Source organism: Pseudomonas sp. TAA207 (genome assembly GCF_001529285.1).
Taxonomy (GTDB): Bacteria; Pseudomonadota; Gammaproteobacteria; order Pseudomonadales; family Pseudomonadaceae; genus Aquipseudomonas; species Aquipseudomonas weihenstephanensis.
Map to the genome: position 1 here is coordinate 252,176 of NZ_LLWJ01000068.1, position 16,552 is coordinate 268,727.

General features: G+C 60.6%; 14 protein-coding genes. 2 read left to right on the forward strand and 12 right to left on the reverse strand.

Translation table 11 applies throughout. From position 1 onward, the window contains the following. Positions 1-18 precede the first annotated feature (18 nt). The 7 genes from AP059_RS15595 to AP059_RS15625 form a co-directional block, all read right to left on the reverse strand. Positions 19-2,685 (reverse strand): sensor histidine kinase, encoded by a 2,667-nt coding sequence (locus AP059_RS15595; protein ID WP_059764322.1) that lies wholly within the window; start codon positions 2,683-2,685, stop codon positions 19-21. Positions 2,686-2,765: 80 nt separating this feature from the next. Beyond that, a complete protein-coding gene (kdpC, locus tag AP059_RS15600; protein WP_059764323.1) occupies positions 2,766-3,317 on the reverse strand; it encodes a potassium-transporting ATPase subunit KdpC in 552 nt (183 codons plus the stop codon). 18 nt (positions 3,318-3,335) lie between these two features. After that, a complete protein-coding gene (kdpB, locus tag AP059_RS15605; RefSeq protein ID WP_059764326.1) occupies positions 3,336-5,408 on the reverse strand; it encodes a potassium-transporting ATPase subunit KdpB in 2,073 nt (690 codons plus the stop codon). Between the two features lie 10 nt (positions 5,409-5,418). Then, positions 5,419-7,113 (reverse strand): potassium-transporting ATPase subunit KdpA, encoded by a 1,695-nt coding sequence (gene kdpA, locus AP059_RS15610; protein ID WP_059764328.1) that lies wholly within the window; start codon positions 7,111-7,113, stop codon positions 5,419-5,421. A gap of 8 nt (positions 7,114-7,121) precedes the next feature. Further along, positions 7,122-7,211 carry a K(+)-transporting ATPase subunit F gene (gene kdpF, locus AP059_RS15615; RefSeq protein ID WP_003446770.1) on the reverse strand — a complete coding sequence of 30 codons (90 nt, stop codon included), beginning with the start codon at positions 7,209-7,211 and terminating at the stop codon, positions 7,122-7,124. 156 nt (positions 7,212-7,367) lie between these two features. Further along, complete coding sequence (locus AP059_RS15620) at positions 7,368-8,600, reverse strand: hypothetical protein (protein WP_059764330.1); 1,233 nt, start codon at positions 8,598-8,600, stop codon at positions 7,368-7,370. Between the two features lie 27 nt (positions 8,601-8,627). Next, a complete protein-coding gene (locus AP059_RS15625) occupies positions 8,628-9,077 on the reverse strand; it encodes a YcgN family cysteine cluster protein (RefSeq protein WP_048365204.1) in 450 nt (149 codons plus the stop codon). Positions 9,078-9,230: 153 nt separating this feature from the next. Between AP059_RS15625 and AP059_RS15630 the strand changes: the two genes are divergently transcribed. Further along, a complete protein-coding gene (locus AP059_RS15630; protein WP_059764331.1) occupies positions 9,231-9,824 on the forward strand; it encodes a nitroreductase family protein in 594 nt (197 codons plus the stop codon). Positions 9,825-9,969: 145 nt separating this feature from the next. Here the strand turns inward: AP059_RS15630 and AP059_RS15635 are convergent, their stop codons facing one another. The 3 genes from AP059_RS15635 to rnd form a co-directional block, all read right to left on the reverse strand. Continuing rightward, positions 9,970-10,902 (reverse strand): D-2-hydroxyacid dehydrogenase, encoded by a 933-nt coding sequence (locus tag AP059_RS15635; RefSeq protein WP_059764334.1) that lies wholly within the window; start codon positions 10,900-10,902, stop codon positions 9,970-9,972. 125 nt (positions 10,903-11,027) lie between these two features. Further along, positions 11,028-11,321 carry a YcgL domain-containing protein gene (locus AP059_RS15640; protein ID WP_059764336.1) on the reverse strand — a complete coding sequence of 98 codons (294 nt, stop codon included), beginning with the start codon at positions 11,319-11,321 and terminating at the stop codon, positions 11,028-11,030. Further along, positions 11,318-12,451, reverse strand: coding sequence for a ribonuclease D (gene rnd, locus AP059_RS15645; RefSeq protein WP_048365200.1), 1,134 nt, complete (start codon positions 12,449-12,451; stop codon positions 11,318-11,320). Before rnd ends, AP059_RS15640 begins: the two co-directional genes overlap by 4 nt. Before the next feature lie 292 nt (positions 12,452-12,743). Here rnd and ampC point away from each other — a divergent pair, with 292 nt between their 5' ends. After that, positions 12,744-13,904, forward strand: a complete 1,161-nt coding sequence (gene ampC / locus AP059_RS15650) for a class C beta-lactamase (RefSeq protein ID WP_059764338.1) — start codon at positions 12,744-12,746, stop codon at positions 13,902-13,904. On the opposite strand, the gene AP059_RS15655 is transcribed toward ampC, so the two are convergent. Next, positions 13,901-14,536: a class I SAM-dependent methyltransferase gene (locus AP059_RS15655; protein ID WP_059764346.1), complete on the reverse strand. Its 636-nt coding sequence runs from the start codon at positions 14,534-14,536 to the stop codon at positions 13,901-13,903. The two genes, ampC and AP059_RS15655, sit on opposite strands and share 4 nt — an antisense overlap. Positions 14,537-14,682: 146 nt before the next feature. Beyond that, a complete protein-coding gene (locus tag AP059_RS15660) occupies positions 14,683-15,990 on the reverse strand; it encodes a glutamine synthetase family protein (RefSeq protein ID WP_371260636.1) in 1,308 nt (435 codons plus the stop codon). Positions 15,991-16,552 lie beyond the last annotated feature (562 nt).

Here is a 16,552-nt window from a genome sequence, read left to right on the forward strand (position 1 = left end):
AAAGAGGGGCGAAGGATATCAGTGTTCACCGCTGGCCTCTTCGCGTTCTGGCTGCGGCTGTTCAGGCAGCGGCAAATGCAACGTGATGCAAGTGCCGCGACCCTCGATACCCTCAGCCACGCTGATGCGTCCGCCGTGGGCGCCCACCATGCCCTGACAAATCGCCAGCCCAAGCCCCGTGCCCTGCCCGCCCCGATCCCCGCGGGCGGCGGTGTAAAACATGTCGAAAATTTTCGCCCGGTCTTCTTCCGGAATGCCCGGTCCCTGATCGGTTACCGCAAACCACAATTCCCGCTCATCAGCCCCGGCCACCAGTTGCAGCACCCCGTGCGGGGGCGAGAAGCGTGCGGCGTTTTCAAGCACATTGACCAGCGCCTGCTCGATCAATGCGGCGTGGATGTGCAGCAACGGCAGGTGCGCGGCCACATCAACCTGCACCTGCAACGGCGCCAGCACGGCGCGCAGACGATTCAGAGCACTGCCAACGATGTCTGCCGGCGACACCCAGTCGCGGGCCAGCTTCAAGGCACCGTGGCCCAGACGGGTCATGTCCAGCAGGTTTTGGATGTAGCGGTCCAGCCGCTCGGCCTCGTCGCGGGTGCCTTCAAGCAACTCGCGCCGGTCCGCCAGCGCAATTACTTCGCCCAGCGCCAGCAAGGTGTCGATGCTGCCGCGCATGGTGGTCAGCGGCGTGCGCAAATCATGGGACACCGACGCCAGCAACGCGCTGCGCAACTGTTCGGTTTCACCGTGCAGACGCGCCGCCTCCAGATCCTCAGCCAATTGCGCACGCGCCAGTGCCTGCGCCAGCGGTTGGCTGAGCGCCATCAGCAAACGCCGACGTTGACCACTCAGCGTCTGGCCTTCTTTGGGGCTGACACCCAACAAGGCCAGCGGGCCATCATCGACAGTCAACGGCCACCACCACCAGCGCCCCATCGGTAACGTGCCGGTGCCTTTGCCAGCTGGCTGTTCGTGGGTCCAGGCCCAGTCTGCGGCAGCGCGCTCGGCTTCATTGAAGGTCAGAGGGCCGCCGGTTTCGACCATCCAGCCGCCGTTGCCATCGCGATTGAGCAAGCACAGGTTGAGTTCTTGCCAGCCGCTCAAGTGCTGGGCCGCGGCGCTAACCACCGCCTTGCGGTCGGTGGCTGCCGTCAGTTTGCGCGACAGGTCGAGCAACTCTGTGGTCTCTTGTTGCGTCTCGCGCAACGCCTGCAACTGGCGCCGCTGGCGAGCGGCCAGGTTCCCGGTCAAGGCCGCCATCAACAGGAAGAACACCAGCGTCAGCACATCCTCTTCGCGCTGGATGCTGAGCGAGAAGTTGGGCGGGATAAACAAGAAGTCATACGCCAGAAAAGACAGCGCCGCACACGCCAGCGCCGGGCCCAGGCTACTGCGCACGGCCACCAGCAGCACAGCTGCCAAAAACACCATCGAGATGTTCGGCAACGCCAATACGCTGGACACGCCCCAGGCCAACGCACTGGCCAATACCGTGGCCAGCAGGGCCAACCCATAATCAAACCACGCCCATGAGTAGGTACGCCGTCGGGAGGGGGTGTCCGGGGTTGGCTCGTTGTCGAGCACGTTGATTTCAAGGCCGTGGGCATCGCGCAGCAAGCGTGAGGCCAAACCGCCGCCAAACAGCTTGCGCCGCCAGGACGGCCGCGACTGCCCCACCAACAGCAAACTTGCGCGCCGTTCGCCCGCGTGCTGGATCAGGGTTTTGGCCACTTCACCGGCGCGCAATAACACCACTTCACCGCCCAGCCGCTCGGCCAACTGCTGCGCGCTTTGCAGACGCAGGCGCGATTGCTCATCACGGGCGCTGCCGTTGTCAACGTGCACCAGGCTCCACGGCAGATGACGGCGTTCCGCGACCCGGCTGGCGTGACGCACCAACCGTTCGGCCTGCACATCGCCATCAATGCCCACCAACAAACGCCCACGCAAGGCCGGGGCAGCCTGGCCCAGTTGGCGATAGCCTTTGTCCAGCTCATCATCGACGTACACCGCCGCAGTCTGCATCGCCAGTTCACGCAGGGCGTTGAGGTTGGTCTGGGTGAAAAAGGCGTCAATGGCCGCGCGCGCTTGCTCGGGTACGTACACCTTGCCGTCGCGCAGTCGCTCCAGCAGCTCGCGCGGCGGCAGGTCGATCAGCAACAGTTCGTAGGCTTCCTGCACGATCCAGTCGGGCAGGGTTTCGCGCACCTGCACCCCGGTGATACCGCGCACCTGATCATTGAGGCTTTCCAGATGCTGGACGTTGACCGTGGTGTACACGTCAATCCCGGCGGCCAATAACTCTTGTACGTCTTGCCAGCGTTTGGCGTGGCGGCTGCCGGGGGCATTGCTATGGGCCAGCTCGTCCACCAGCACCAATGAAGGTTGGGCCGCCAGCAAACCATCGAGGTCCATCTCTTCGAGCTGCACGCCACGGTACTCGGAACGCACCAGCGGTTGTTGTGGCAGGCCGTTGAGCAACGCCTGGGTTTCGGCGCGGCCGTGGGTTTCGACCACCCCGGCGAGCACTTTGACCCCTTGGCGCAGTTGCATGTGCGCCGCTTGCAGCATGGCGTAGGTTTTGCCCACGCCGGGGGCCGCGCCCAAAAACACCTTGAGCCGACCACGTCCCGCCCGTGGCAAATCAGCTAACAACGCATCGGCGCGACCGGAATCTGTCATGTCTATACCTATTCAAATGAAGAGCCTCGCAGGCTGCGAGCTTTCGATCTTAAAAGCTCGCAGCCAGCGGGTTGGGTGTTTCAGTGTTTCAGCTGCGCCAGCGCCAGGTTCAGGTTCAGTACGTTGACCACTGGCGGCCCTACCAGCGGCTGCTCGATATGCGTCTGCAACAGTTGCTCAACCGTTTGCACGGGCAGGCCACGGGCCGCCGCCACACGGGCCAGTTGATAGCGTATTGCGGCGGGTGGCAAGTGCGGGTCCAAACCACTGGCCGACGTGGTGAGCATCGCCAATGGCACCGGGCCTTGTTCGGCCACTGCCAACTCGGCGGCACTGTCCTTGATCCACGTCGCCAGCGCCGGGTTGCTCGGTGCCAGGTTACTCGCGGCACTCGACACCGTGGCATACGCCCCGGCCGAAGGGCGCGAGTGAAACCACGCGTCGCCGGTGAACGCCTGCGCGATCAGCCCGGAGCCGCGAACGTTGCCCTCTGCATCGCGCACCAGGCTGCCGTTGGCCTGCTCGGGAAAGGCCAGTTGCGCAATCCCGGTCACGGTCAGTGGGTAGATCACGCCCGTAATTGCAATCATCAACACCATCAGGCTCAGGGCCGGACGTAAAAGAGTAGCCATGACACGTTCCTCCACGGGTTAAACCAAATGCAGCGCGGTGAGCAGCATGTCGATCAGTTTGATGCCCACAAACGGCACCACCAGACCACCCAGGCCATAGATCAGCAGGTTGCGTCGCAGCAATTGCGCTGCACTGGCCGCCTGCACCCGTACGCCGCGCAAGGCCAACGGAATGAGCACCACGATGATCAGCGCGTTGAACACAATTGCCGACAGGATTGCGCTCTGCGGGCTGTTGAGGTGCATCACGTTGAGTACGCCCAACTGCGGGTAAATCGTGGCAAAGAGCGCGGGCAGTATTGCGAAGTATTTGGCCACATCGTTGGCGATGGAAAACGTGGTCAGCGCGCCCCGTGTCACCAACAACTCTTTACCGATCTGCACCACGTCCAGCAGTTTTGTCGGATCGCTGTCGAGGTCGACCATGTTTGCCGCCTCGCGCGCGGCCTGGGTGCCGTCATTCATCGCCATGCCGACGTCGGCTTGCGCCAGGGCCGGGGCGTCGTTGGCACCGTCACCGCACATGGCCACCAGCCGACCGTCGTTTTGCTCCTGACGAATGCGCGCCAGTTTTTTCTCGGGCGTGGCTTCGGCCAACACGTCGTCCACCCCGGCTTCAGCGGCAATCGCTGCGGCCGTCAGCGGGTTATCGCCAGTGACCATCACCGTACGAATCCCCAGTTTGCGCAGCTCGGCGAAACGCTCGCGAATGCCGGGTTTGACCACGTCTTTGAGATGAATAGCGCCCAGCAGTTTGCCTTGCACGCACACCAGCAACGGGGTGCCGCCGCTCTGGGCGATCTTGTCGATTTCCCGCGACAGGGCGGGCAACACTTCGCCGCGCTTGAGGCCGACAAACGCCAGCACCGAATCCACCGCACCTTTGCGATACACCTGAGCGTTGCAGTCAACCCCCGACAAGCGTGTTTCAGCGGTGAACGGCACCGCTGTAATGTCGCGGGCATCGGGTTCAGGCAGCGCATGGTGACCACGGATGAACTCGACGATGGATTTACCTTCCGCCGTGTCGTCCGCCAGCGAGGCCAGCAGTGCGCCCTGCGCCAGTTCAATCGCCGTCACGCCGGGGGCGGCGTAAAGCGCAGTGCAGCGCCGGTTGCCGAAGGTGATGGTGCCGGTCTTGTCCAGCATCAGCACATGCACGTCACCTGCGGCCTCAACAGCGCGCCCGGACTTGGCAATCACGTTCAGACGCACCAGGCGGTCCATACCGGCGATGCCGATGGCCGAAAGCAAGCCACCAATGGTGGTCGGGATCAGGGTCACCAGCAGCGCCACCAGAAACACCAGCGGCAGGCTGCCACCGGCAAAGTAGGCAAAGGGCTGCAAGGTCACGACCACAATCAGAAAGATCAGGGTCAAACCGATCAGCAAGATATCCAGCGCCACTTCGTTAGGGGTTTTCTGGCGCTTGGCGCCCTCCACCAGTGCGATCATGCGGTCCAGTGTCGACTCGCCGGGGTTGGCACTGATGCGTACCAGCAGCCAGTCCGAGACCAGGCGAGTATTACCCGTGACCGCCGAACGATCACCGCCCGATTCACGAATCACCGGCGCCGATTCACCGGTAATCGCCGCTTCGTTGACGGCGGCAATGCCTTCGATGACTTCACCATCACCTGGGATCATCTCCCCCGCTTCGACCCGCACCACATCCCCTTTGCGCAAGCGGGTGGCGGGCACCACTTCATAGCTGCCATTGGCAGTGCGACGGCGTGCACTCAAGCCCACACTGCCGGCCTTCAAACTGTCGGCGCGGGCTTTGCCCCGGCCTTCGGCCAAGGCTTCGGCGAAGTTGGCGAACAACACGGTGAACCACAGCCACACGGCGATTTGCAACGCCACGCCGGTGGGTACGGCCGGGTCCGGCAGCAAACACAACATCGTGGTGAACACGGCGGTCAGTTCTACCACCAGCATCACTGGCGAGCGCTTGAGCTGACGCGGGTCGAGCTTGACGAACGCTTGCAGCAACGCAGGGCGCCACAGGTCGGCAAACGCGGTTTTAGGTGATTGCGGCGCCTGGGTATCAGGCGCTGGCGTCAGCTGTTTAACAGGAGCAGGCAGGTTCATCATCGTTTCCTCACAAGCCCAGTGTCAGTTGTTCAGCGATAGGGCCCAGGGCCAGCGTCGGTAAAAAGGTCAAGCCGCCCACCAGCAAAATGGTCATGGTCAGCAACACCACAAACAACGGGCCGTGGGTGGGGAAGCTGTCCTGGCCCACGGGGGCGGTTTTTTTCATCGCCAGACTGCCCGCCAGCGCCAGCACCGGCAGGATGTAACCGAAGCGCCCAATCAACATGCCCAAGCCCAGCATCAGGTTGTAAAACGGTGTGTTGGCGTTCAACCCGGCGAAGGCCGAGCCGTTGTTGGCGCTGGCCGAGGTGAAGGCGTACAGCACCTGACTGAAGCCATGAGGGCCGGGGTTACTCACCGACGCCACGGCACTCGGCACACTGGTCGCAATCGCGGCCATTACCAACACACCCACCGGCATCACCAGCAACGTGACCACCAGCAATTGCACCTCTTTGGCCTGCAACTTTTTGCCCAGGTATTCGGGTGTGCGGCCAATCATCAGGCCCGCCAGAAACACCGCGATCAGCACGTTGAGCAACATGCCGTAAAGGCCTGCACCCACCCCGCCAAAGATCACCTCGCCGACCATCATGTTGACCAGCGCCACCATGCCGCTCAGCGGGTTGAGGCTGTCATGCATGCCATTGACCGAGCCGTTGGAGGCCGCGGTGGTGGTTTCGGTCCACAACACCGTGGCGGTGGTGCCAAAACGCACTTCTTTGCCTTCCAGTGGCGCAGTGCGCTCAACCAGCGGACTGTTCAGCGCCGGGTTGGGTTGATTTTCGGCATACAGCGCAGTGCCGCCGCCGATCAAAAACAACGCCAGCATGCAGGCGATGATCGCGCGGCTTTGACGCAGATCCTTGACGTAATGGCCGAAGGTAAACACCAGCGCCACCGGGATCAAAATGATCGACGCCACTTCAAACAGGTTGCTCCAGGCGGTCGGGTTCTCGAACGGATGCGCCGAGTTCACCCCGAAGAAGCCACCCCCGTTAGTGCCCAACTGCTTGATCGCAATCTGGCTGGCAGCCGGGCCCAGCGGGATCACTTGGTCCACGCCCTGCATCGTCACGGCATGCACATAATGGGCGAAGGTTTGCGGCACGCCCTGCCACACCAGCAACAGCGCCAGCACCAGGCACAGTGGCAACAGGCCGTAGAGCGTGGCCCGGGTCATGTCCACCCAGAAGTTGCCCAGCGTCTGCGCCGAGCGACGACTGATACCCCGGCATAACGCGACCAACACCGCCAAACCGGTGGCGGCGCTGACGAAGTTCTGCACGGTCAGCCCGGCCATCTGGCTGAAATAACTCAGGCTCGCTTCACCGCTGTAGCTCTGCCAGTTGGTGTTGGTGACAAAACTCACCGCGGTGTTAAACGCCTGTGTCCACTCCTGACCCGGCAACTGCTGCGGGTTGAGCGGCAAATACTGCTGAAACAGCAAAATGCTGAACAGCAGCACAAAGCCTGCGAGGTTGAACGCCAACAGGGCCAAGGTGTATTTCTGCCAGCTTTGCTCAACACCCGGCTCAACCCCGGCGAGGCGATAACAGACCTTCTCTACCGGCCCCAACACCGGCGTGAGCCAGGTACGCTGGCCTTCCATGACCTTGTAATAAAAGCGTCCCAGCCACGGGGCCGGGAGCAACACCAGCGCAAAAAAAGCCAGAATCAGCCCATAGTCATAACTGTGCATACCCGCTCCTAGTTCCGATCTGCGCGCAACAGCGCAACCAGCAGATAAACGAACAACCCCACCGCCAACAGCAGCGACACCCCATCGAGAACGCCCATGCAAACTCTCCCCAAAACGGCGATTGCCGCGTAGGGGGAAAGTGTGGGGTTCAAGGGTGTAAAGGATCGAGATCGAGGGGCAAGCGAGGGCGTAAAGAAGGCGTAAAGAAACAGGGGCAGACCGTAACCGCCAGTGGCTACGGGTAGGGGGTTAGATCAACGCAACAGGGGCGTATCGAGCACGTCGCTGGCACCGCCGAGTACGCTCTCGCTCAACTGAATAAATGACGCCGTGTTGACCGTGTCCATGCGCATCAACGCCTGGCTCACATCATCCAGCGAACGCTTGCTGTGGGTGTGTACCCGTATTTCGCGGTCCAGCGCCTGCAACAGCGTGACCGCGCGCGCCACGATGGCCGGGCTGGTTTGCGGGCCGCGCAGACGCGTCACGCTTTTACCCGCCGCATTGAGCTTGTGCTGCAAGGTTTGATAGCGCTCATCACTCATGCCACCCGCACGACGCATCAGTTCGATGGCGTAGTATTCGTTCAGTCCTTCACTGAGCCAGGCATGACCGGCCTCAGCATTGAGCCCGCTGAACAGTTGCACCACTTCGCGCAACAGCGGGCTGGTGCCCGACTCGCTGACCATCGGCACGGCACTGCTCAGGTAAATCGAATGACGATCGGCGCTGGCGCCCTTCCACATCGGGCTGCCTGCACCGACGATCAGTAATTTGGGCGGATTACGCGGGAACACCGCTTGCACCTGCGGCCAGACGAAGGTCAGCAAGGTGAGCACATCCATGCGCCGCATCCCCTGCCCTTGCGGCGCGGCGACGGTGACCTCGGTTTCACCCAGCGTGGTGCGACGGCTCCCCAGCGTACCGGCCAGCATCCAGCCAGTGGGGCGGTCAAACAGGCGCGACACATCATCAATACGGAAGCGGTTTTTGCCAATCCGCGGCCAAGCGGTTTCGACACTTTTCCAGCCCTTGGGCAACTCGAATTCAAGGCGTGACACCAACTCGGTGCCGTCCTGTTGATCGAGACTGGCCGGCGGCACCAATTGCTCGCCCCGAAACAACGCCCACTTGGGCGTGATGTCGGTGTCGAAACTGCCGTTTTTGAACGCATGGTTCAGGCGCACACGGTAGGTCAGGCTCGACGGGCCTGACCCGGGATGCCACACCCCGCGACTGTGTTGCGCGTCAGGGGAGAGCTGCCACTGCCCGTCGGCCTTGAAATCGCTGTAGCTGCCCGGCGCACCCAGGTCGAAATCCAGGCTGCGCACGGCTGAACCGTCCGCCAAGGTGAGCCGCACCTGAGCCTGACCGGTGTCAGGCTCAAATTGCACGTGATAATCCAGGTCCACTTTTTTGGCAGCCCACGACGGCGTGCCGAGCAATGCAATCAGCAGCCCCAGGGTCAATCGGTAACGCAGCGGCATACACACTCCTTGCGACCGCTCCGGCATTTAACCGGCGCGAAAAATCAGATGATCTTCCCAATCGTCTTCCGGCACGCTGCCCTCGGCGAGCATGCGCCCCGATTGCGAGATGCGTTCGTGATGCACCGCATCCCGGTCACCACAGACCAAGTGGTGCCACAACGGCAAATCCTTGCGCTCGCTGACCAGTCGGTAGCCACAGGTAGGCGGCAACCATTTGAACTCTTCAGCCTGGCCCGGCGACAGTTGAATGCAGTCCGGGACCGAATCACGGCGCTTGGGGTAATCGGTGCACTGGCAGGTTTTCAGATCGAGCAGTTTGCAGGCAATGCGCGTGTAGTAGACGCTGTTGTCGTCTTCATCTTCGAGCTTTTGCAAGCAGCACAGGCCGCAGCCGTCGCACAGCGACTCCCATTCCTCTTGATCAAGTTGATCGAGGGTTTTGCGGATCCAGAACGGTTCAACTTTTGCGGCCATGGCTCAAACATCAACATCGGGCAGTGGAAAAGGCCGCCAGTCTAGTGCCCAAGGCCCCGCGGGCCAAGGGCTTGTCGTCAGACTTGTCACACAGATGGCATAACAGTAGCTTTACGCCTACGCTCAATCGCGAAAACAACTCAGGTAACGAGAATGACTGCTAATACCCGCATTGCCGATCACGCCATTCATGAGCAATTTACCCAGCGTTGGTCGCCCCGCGCCTTCACCGATGCCACCCTCGACAAACCCACGTTGATGAGCTTCTTTGAAGCCGCTCGCTGGGCACCTTCGGCCTATAACTCGCAACCGTGGCGCTTTCTGTTTGCCTTGCGTGGCACCCCAGACTTTGACCGCTACCTGAGCCTGCTGGTCGAGTTCAACCAGGGTTGGGCCAAACATGCCGCCGCCCTGGTGGTGATTGTGTCGAAAACAACGTTTGCCGCGCCGGGCACCACCGAAGAAAAACCCTCGCCGACCAATGCATTCGACACAGGCGCTGCCTGGGGCCATTTGGCGCTACAAGCTCACTTGAGCGGCTGGCACACCCACGGCATGAGCGGTCTGGATTACGAGCGCGCCCGCCAGGAACTGAAAATCCCGGAAGGCTATGCCGTGCAAGCGATGGTGGCAATTGGCAAGCTGGGCGATAAAGCGACGCTGGTCGATTACCTGCAAGCCAAAGAAGTACCGAGCCAGCGTGAACCGCTGAGCACGTTGGTGGCCGAAGGCGATTTCAGCCTGTAAGCCAAGCAAAGCGTCTAGTCGCCGCCCAGCTACACGAGGCGGCGACAAGACGCCAAGCGAACTCGGTGCGCGTGACGCACCGGGTCAATAGGTTTGCGACGTATCCCGCCCATCGCAGCCTCGCGTCGCTCGGTAGCTACTACCGTTAATAGCCGCGGTCGAAATCCACTTCGCCACGCATCGGCTGCCCCGCTTGAAACGCCCGCAGGTTATCGACAAACAGTTGCACCATCATCGGCGGCGAGGTGGGCGCCGAGCTGTGGCCGGTCAGCAACAACCCCCAGGCTGTCCAGAACGGGTGTTTGGCCGGCAACGGCTCCTGACGGCAGACGTCAATCACCGCCGCCGCCAAGTGGCCCACGCGCAACGCCTCGACCAGGTCCGCATCCACCACCGCCACGCCACGGCCGACGTTGATAAACACCCCGTTCGGGTTGAACTGCGCAAACAGCTCGGCATCGTACAGGTCATGGGTGTCCGCCGTGTTGGGCAGCAGGTTCACCACGTAATCCATGCCCCCGACCAAACGCGGCAAGTCGCTCAGAACCCCGACTTCCTTGAACGGCGCTTGTTCACGGGCCGTACTGGCAATGGCAAACAGCTCAACGCCAAACGGTTGCAGAAATTGCGCCACGGTCTGGCCAATGTCACCGGCGCCGACGATCAGCACCTTGCGCCCGACCAGGCTCTGACCCATGCGGTTGTCCCACTTGCGCTCAACCTGGCTGACCAGCCGCGCCATGACTTCGCGCTCATGGCCCAGCATGTAGGTGAGCACATATTCGGCCATGACCTGACCGAAAATGCCCACGGCGCGGGTCAGCCGGTAATCACGTTGCAAACCGCTGGCCAACAGCGGCGTAATGCCCGCCCAGGTCGATTGCAACCACTGCGGCCGATGACCCTGACGCATCAGCGTGGCCAACAGATCAGGCTGACCCAGCCACACCGGGCAATCAGCAGCCAGACGCGACAAGTGCGCAGAGTCGCCACTGCTGAGCACCTCCAGATCAGGCGCTGCCTGTTGCAGAAGTCGGGTGTACAGAGGGTGGTCGTGTTCGGCAATCAGAACGCGCATGTTCTTAACCTTTTAAAACGCTGCCAGCGTCCGCCGTCGAGGTTTCACTCGTCGAATTCGGCCACCGCCAATCAATTTGAGTCCATTCAGGGCAGGTGCCCCATGCCGGGCACCTGATGGCGCACTTACATCGGGTCGTTGCGGCGCAACAACTCTTCGGGCAAGTGCTCGATGTATTCGTCTTCAGCTGGCGGCATTTGCAGGTGATAACCCTGTTTATCCAGGTTTTCCAGCACCACGACGATGTCTTCCCGCGACAACGTGCGCTCGGGGGTGAGCACCAGGTCAAACGCGTGAATGGCTTTGCCAAACGCGGCCATCAACGGCTCAGGCACGCGTTCAAGGGCATCGGCCTTAAGCACATACAAATACATGCCGTCGCGCTTGGTGCTGCGATAGATAGAGCAAATACGTTTCAAGACGGTTCTCCAGCGGTGGCGAGGCTATCGAGCAATGCCTGACCCATCAGCTCACGGCGCCAGCCGCGCAGTGAGTCGGGTAATTGATAAGGCCCATTGGGAAAGCCGCTTTTAACCAGCGCTTCCAGGGTTTTCTTGCGCAGCATGAGCTCGGGGGCCATGTTCAGTTGCTCGGCGTAGACCTGACCGATTGCACGCAGGCGCTTGATCAATGCCGCCGCCTCTACCGGTAACGGCTCAGGGACTGCGGCGGGCCATTGCTCGGGCGGTACGCTGCCCGCACGTTTAATCAAGTCCAGCAAGAACTCGCCATCCTGGCGCACAGTGCGCGGGTGCATGTCTTCTATGCGCGCCAGCGACACCAAATTGTCGGGCTGGGTTTTGGCCAATGGCCACAACGCATGCTCACGCACAATGCGGTTACGCGGCAGATCGCGAGCACGGGCTTCACGCTCGCGCCAGGCACAGATCTCACGCAGCACGGCCAACTGATCGCGCGACAGCTTCCACGCCAGCTTGGCGTCACGGTAAACCTCGTACGGGTCCACTTCGCGGCGCAAGTTGGCCACCAGTTCAGCGCCGTCTTCCAACACCCATGCGTATTTTTCATCCGACAGGCGCGGGCGCAACAGCACGTAAACCTCAGCCAGGTGCAGCGCATCTTCGGCGGCGTAGCTGATCTGGGTTTCGGACAACGGGCGTTGCAGCCAGTCCGAACGGGTCTCGCCCTTGGGCAGGTCGAGGTCGAGCACTTCTTTGACCAAGCGCGAGTAACCCATGGAGAAACCCAGGTTCAGATACGCGGCGGCCAGTTGGGTATCAAACAGCGGCGCGGGCAAACTGCCGGTCAAGCGCAACAAGACCTCAAGGTCTTCGCTGCATGCGTGCAACACTTTGACCACGGCCGGGTTTTCCAACAAGGCGGCCAACGGCTGCCAATTGTCGATGGTCAGCGGGTCAATCAGGTACGCCCGCGTGCCGTCGCCAATCTGAATCAGGCCGGCAATGGGGTAAAAAGTGTCGACCCGCATAAATTCGGTGTCGAGGGCGACGAACGGCAAATGTTGCCATTGGGCGCAATGTTGGCCGAGGCTATCGTTGTCGCGAATCCAGTGAATATCGATGGCCACACGGCTCTCCCTTGAAGAATGGCGCGCAGTATATATCGGCATCGGGGATTTCCGGCGATTGGCGCACAAACTTGTCGACGAAATTACCTACGCAATTTCGAGCGATAACTTTCATCACTTTTTGGCTTTTATTGTGTAGTTTGCGCGTGCACATGCGTCAAAACCCCCTGAACTCATCATGAAGACGCTCGCTGGCGACATCACACTCATGCAGGTATGAAACATGAGGTGACAAGGCGGCCCGCCTTTGACTCAACCCCGCCACCGCTCACAGAACACGAGGATGCCCTGTATGCGTAAGCCGTTTGAATTTTTTGCCATTGCGCTCCTGATAACGGGCCTGAGTACGGGTGCAAACGTGGCGAGAGCAGAAGGCTCCACCGCAAAAATCGATGCCGTCGTACACAAGAACGCCGCCCAGGTCATGCAGCAATACAACGTGCCTGGACTGGCCATTGCAGTCAGCGTTAATGGCAAAACGCATTTCTACAACCTTGGTCTCGCCTCAAAGGCCACTCAAGCCCCCGTCACCTCCGATACGTTGTTTGAAGTTGGCTCCATCAGCAAAGTGTTTACCGCCACCCTGGCCACTTACGCGCAAGCCAATGGCCAACTGTCACTCAACGACCCCGTCAGCACCTACCTGCCTGAGTTCCAAAACACGCCCTTCGGCAATGTGCCCCTCATGCACTTGGCCACTCACACCGGGGGCGGCTTCCCGTTGCAAGTACCCGATGCGGTGCAAAACGATGCACAACTGATGGGCTATCTCAAAGCCTGGAAGCCGGAATACGTCGCGGGCAGCAAGAGAAGCTACGCCAACCCGAGCATCGGCATGCTGGGGCTGATCACCGCCAAGCGCATGAACATGCCCTATGCCCAGGCGCTGCAAGGTCAGTTGTTCCCGGCACTGGGCCTCAAACACAGCTACCTGAACATCCCGGCCAGTGAAATGCCGTTATACGCCCAGGGCTATAACAAGCAGGATGAACCCGTCAGGTTGGGGGCAGGTGTATTGGCGGATGAAGCCTACGGGGTAAAAACCACTGCCCGCGACCTCATCCACTTCGCGCAGTTGAACATGGGGCTAGGAAGCACAAGCGAGACGGTGCGACGTGCGCTGGCGGATACCCACGTGGGGTATTACCAGGTGGGGCCGATGACTCAGGATCTGGTATGGGAGCAATATCCCTACCCCGTTGAGCTCAAGGCGCTGCTCGATGGCAACTCAAACACGATGGCGTATGAAACCAATGCAGCGGTTGCGCTCACACCTGCGCAGGCACCCCAACAACAGGTGTGGATCAACAAAACCGGCTCAACCAACGGCTTTGGTGGTTACATCGCCTTCATCCCGGCCAAAAAACAGGCCGTCGTCATATTGGCCAACAAGAACTACCCAAACGCTGCACGCGTTGAGCTGGCTTACGCCCTTTTAGCGGCACTGAACTAAGCCTCTTTGCGCAGCACATAAATGCTGTTGTGCGTAAAACCCGGCAGCACCGCGTATTGCTTGAGAATACTGAAGCCCGAGTCTGAAAACTGGGCTTCAACCTCCTCTTTGCTCACCCAGATGCGTTGCTGGCCCTGAACACCGCTCACACACACCGACAGTATTAACGTGTCGCGGCTGACGCGGTGCAACTCGCGCAAAATCGCCAAACGGTGCTCATTGCTGCGCACATGGTGGAACAGTTGCATGCAAAAAATGCAATCCACCGCGTTTTCAGACATGTCGATGGAAAACACCGAGCTTTTAAACCGCTTCACACGCTTGAGCAAAGCCGCTGAATGGTGGGTCTGTGCGTGATCAAGCATGCCTTGGGATGGGTCAGCGGCCAGAATCACCCGATTGTCGCGCTCAGCCAGCACCGGCCAAAATCGCCCGGCGCCACAGGCCAGATCCAATACCAGCCCCGGCTCACCGGCCACCTTGAGCGCACGCCTGACCAAACGCCGCTCGCGCCACTGCGCCCACCGACGCACCACGCCTTGAGGGCGCACCTGCTGGCACACCTGCGCATGCTCACGGTCATAGCGTTCGGCGAACTCAAGCTCAATGGTGGACGGTGGTTGCGATGACATGGCCCGCTAACTCTTGTGTTTGATGGCATTCGACACAGAGGTTAACGGGACGTCAGTGAAAAAATTGTCAGCAAAAGATGAAAACGCTTACAGCCCTGTGCATCTCTAAAATGCAGTTGCAGCGCGGGGCTGAGCACCGCCCCCACTCACGCTTGATTCAAATACCACCGCCAGTCTTGCTCGCCCACTTCACCCATGAACTGCCGGTATTCGGCATTTTTTACCGCCAGGTACACCTTCAAAAATTCAGGCCCGAACGCTTCTTTTGCCCATGACGAACCTTCAAGCGCACGCAATGTGGTCAACCAGTCGGTTGGCAGCCTCTGTGTCGCCTGAGCGTAGCCGTTGCCCTCAATCGGTGCGCCCGGGTCACGCTGCTCACGAATGCCACGATGAATACCGGCAAGAATGGCTGCCGCCGCCAAATACGGATTGGCATCGGCACCACAAATGCGGTGCTCGATATGCCGTGAAAACGCCGGACCACCCGGCACCCGCAAGCTCACCGTGCGATTGTCCACGCCCCAGGTGGGCGCCAGCGGCGCGTAACTATTGCTCTGGAAGCGACGGTAAGAGTTGGCGTTCGGGCAAAACATCAGCAGCGAATCGAGCAAGGTACTGAGCATTCCGCCCACCGCATGCTTGAGCAGCGGCGTACCGTCAGGCGCTTCGCTGGCAAACAGGTTATGGCCGTGCTCATCGGCCAGGCTCACATGCATGTGCATGCCCGTGCCTGCCAAGTCATCAAACGGTTTGGCCATGAAGCAGGCCACCATCCCGTGTTTGTGCGCCACGCCTTTGACCAAGCGCTTGTAACGCACCGCTTCATCCATCGCCTGCAATGCGTCACTGCGGTGTTCAAGGGTGATTTCCACCTGGCCCGGCGCGTATTCGGAAATAGCCGTGCGGGCCGGGATACCTTGCAATTTGCAGGCACTGTACAAATCAGCCAAAAACGGCTCGATTTGTTCCAGCTCGCGCAAACCATACACCTGCGTGGCGCGCGGACGCTGGCCATCGGCATCGCGTGCCGGTTGCGGCCGCCCTTGGCTGTCACGCTGCTGGTCGAGCAGGTAAAACTCCAGCTCCGCGGCCATCACCGGGTAATAGCCGTCAGCCTTTAGCCCGTCAATGACCTTGACCAACAGATGACGCGGGTCGGCGACCGTCGCGGGCATGCCCTGCTGCGGATGCATGCTCACTTGCACCGCAGCCATCGGAATCTGACGCCACGGCATGCGCTGCAAACTGCCCGCCAGCGGATAGGCGCGGCAATCGATATCGCCTACATCCCACACCAGCCCGGTGTTTTCTACGTCATCGCCGTTGATGCTCAAACCCAAAATCGTACTGGGCAACGGTCGCCCGCTTTCGTACACCGCCAACAGTTCATCGCGATGCAACAACTTGCCGCGCGGCACGCCGTTGTTGTCGAGGATAAACAGCTCGAACATCTCGACATCCGGGTTCAATTGCAGGAAATCCAGGGCATCTTGCAGCGGGGCAAACAGAGGTGTGGCACTCATGGGCTTACTCGTTTAGGCGTATCAGACAGGCGCGCCGTGGCGCGGAGGATCACGATTTAACGGGAAGACGAGTATCCGGCGGGCGGGCGTGACGGCAGTGATACAGCGCCCAGAAGGCCCGTTCACAGGAGAATGCGCAAGGGTTGAGTGGCATTAAAGTACCCGACAGGCTTTGACATTCAACAGCGCTAAAGCCAAGCCTCATACCTGCAACCACTGCCGAAAAAGAGCCAGCAGCCTCACATGCTTGGCGCGGCAGTTCAATACAGCGTTTTAAATCTTTGCATGTCCAACGGCTAAACATTGCCCCCCAAGGTTTGTAGCCGCTGCCGAGGCACGAGGCTGCGAACCCGATCACCGTGCAGTCTCTGACATACAAGGTTGAATGCTTCACGACGACTCTGTCGCCGCGCGTACAGGCCTGCATTCATCACCTGTAGTCGCTGCCGAGGCACGAGGCTGCGATCGGGCGCGAAGCGGCCGTAAACCC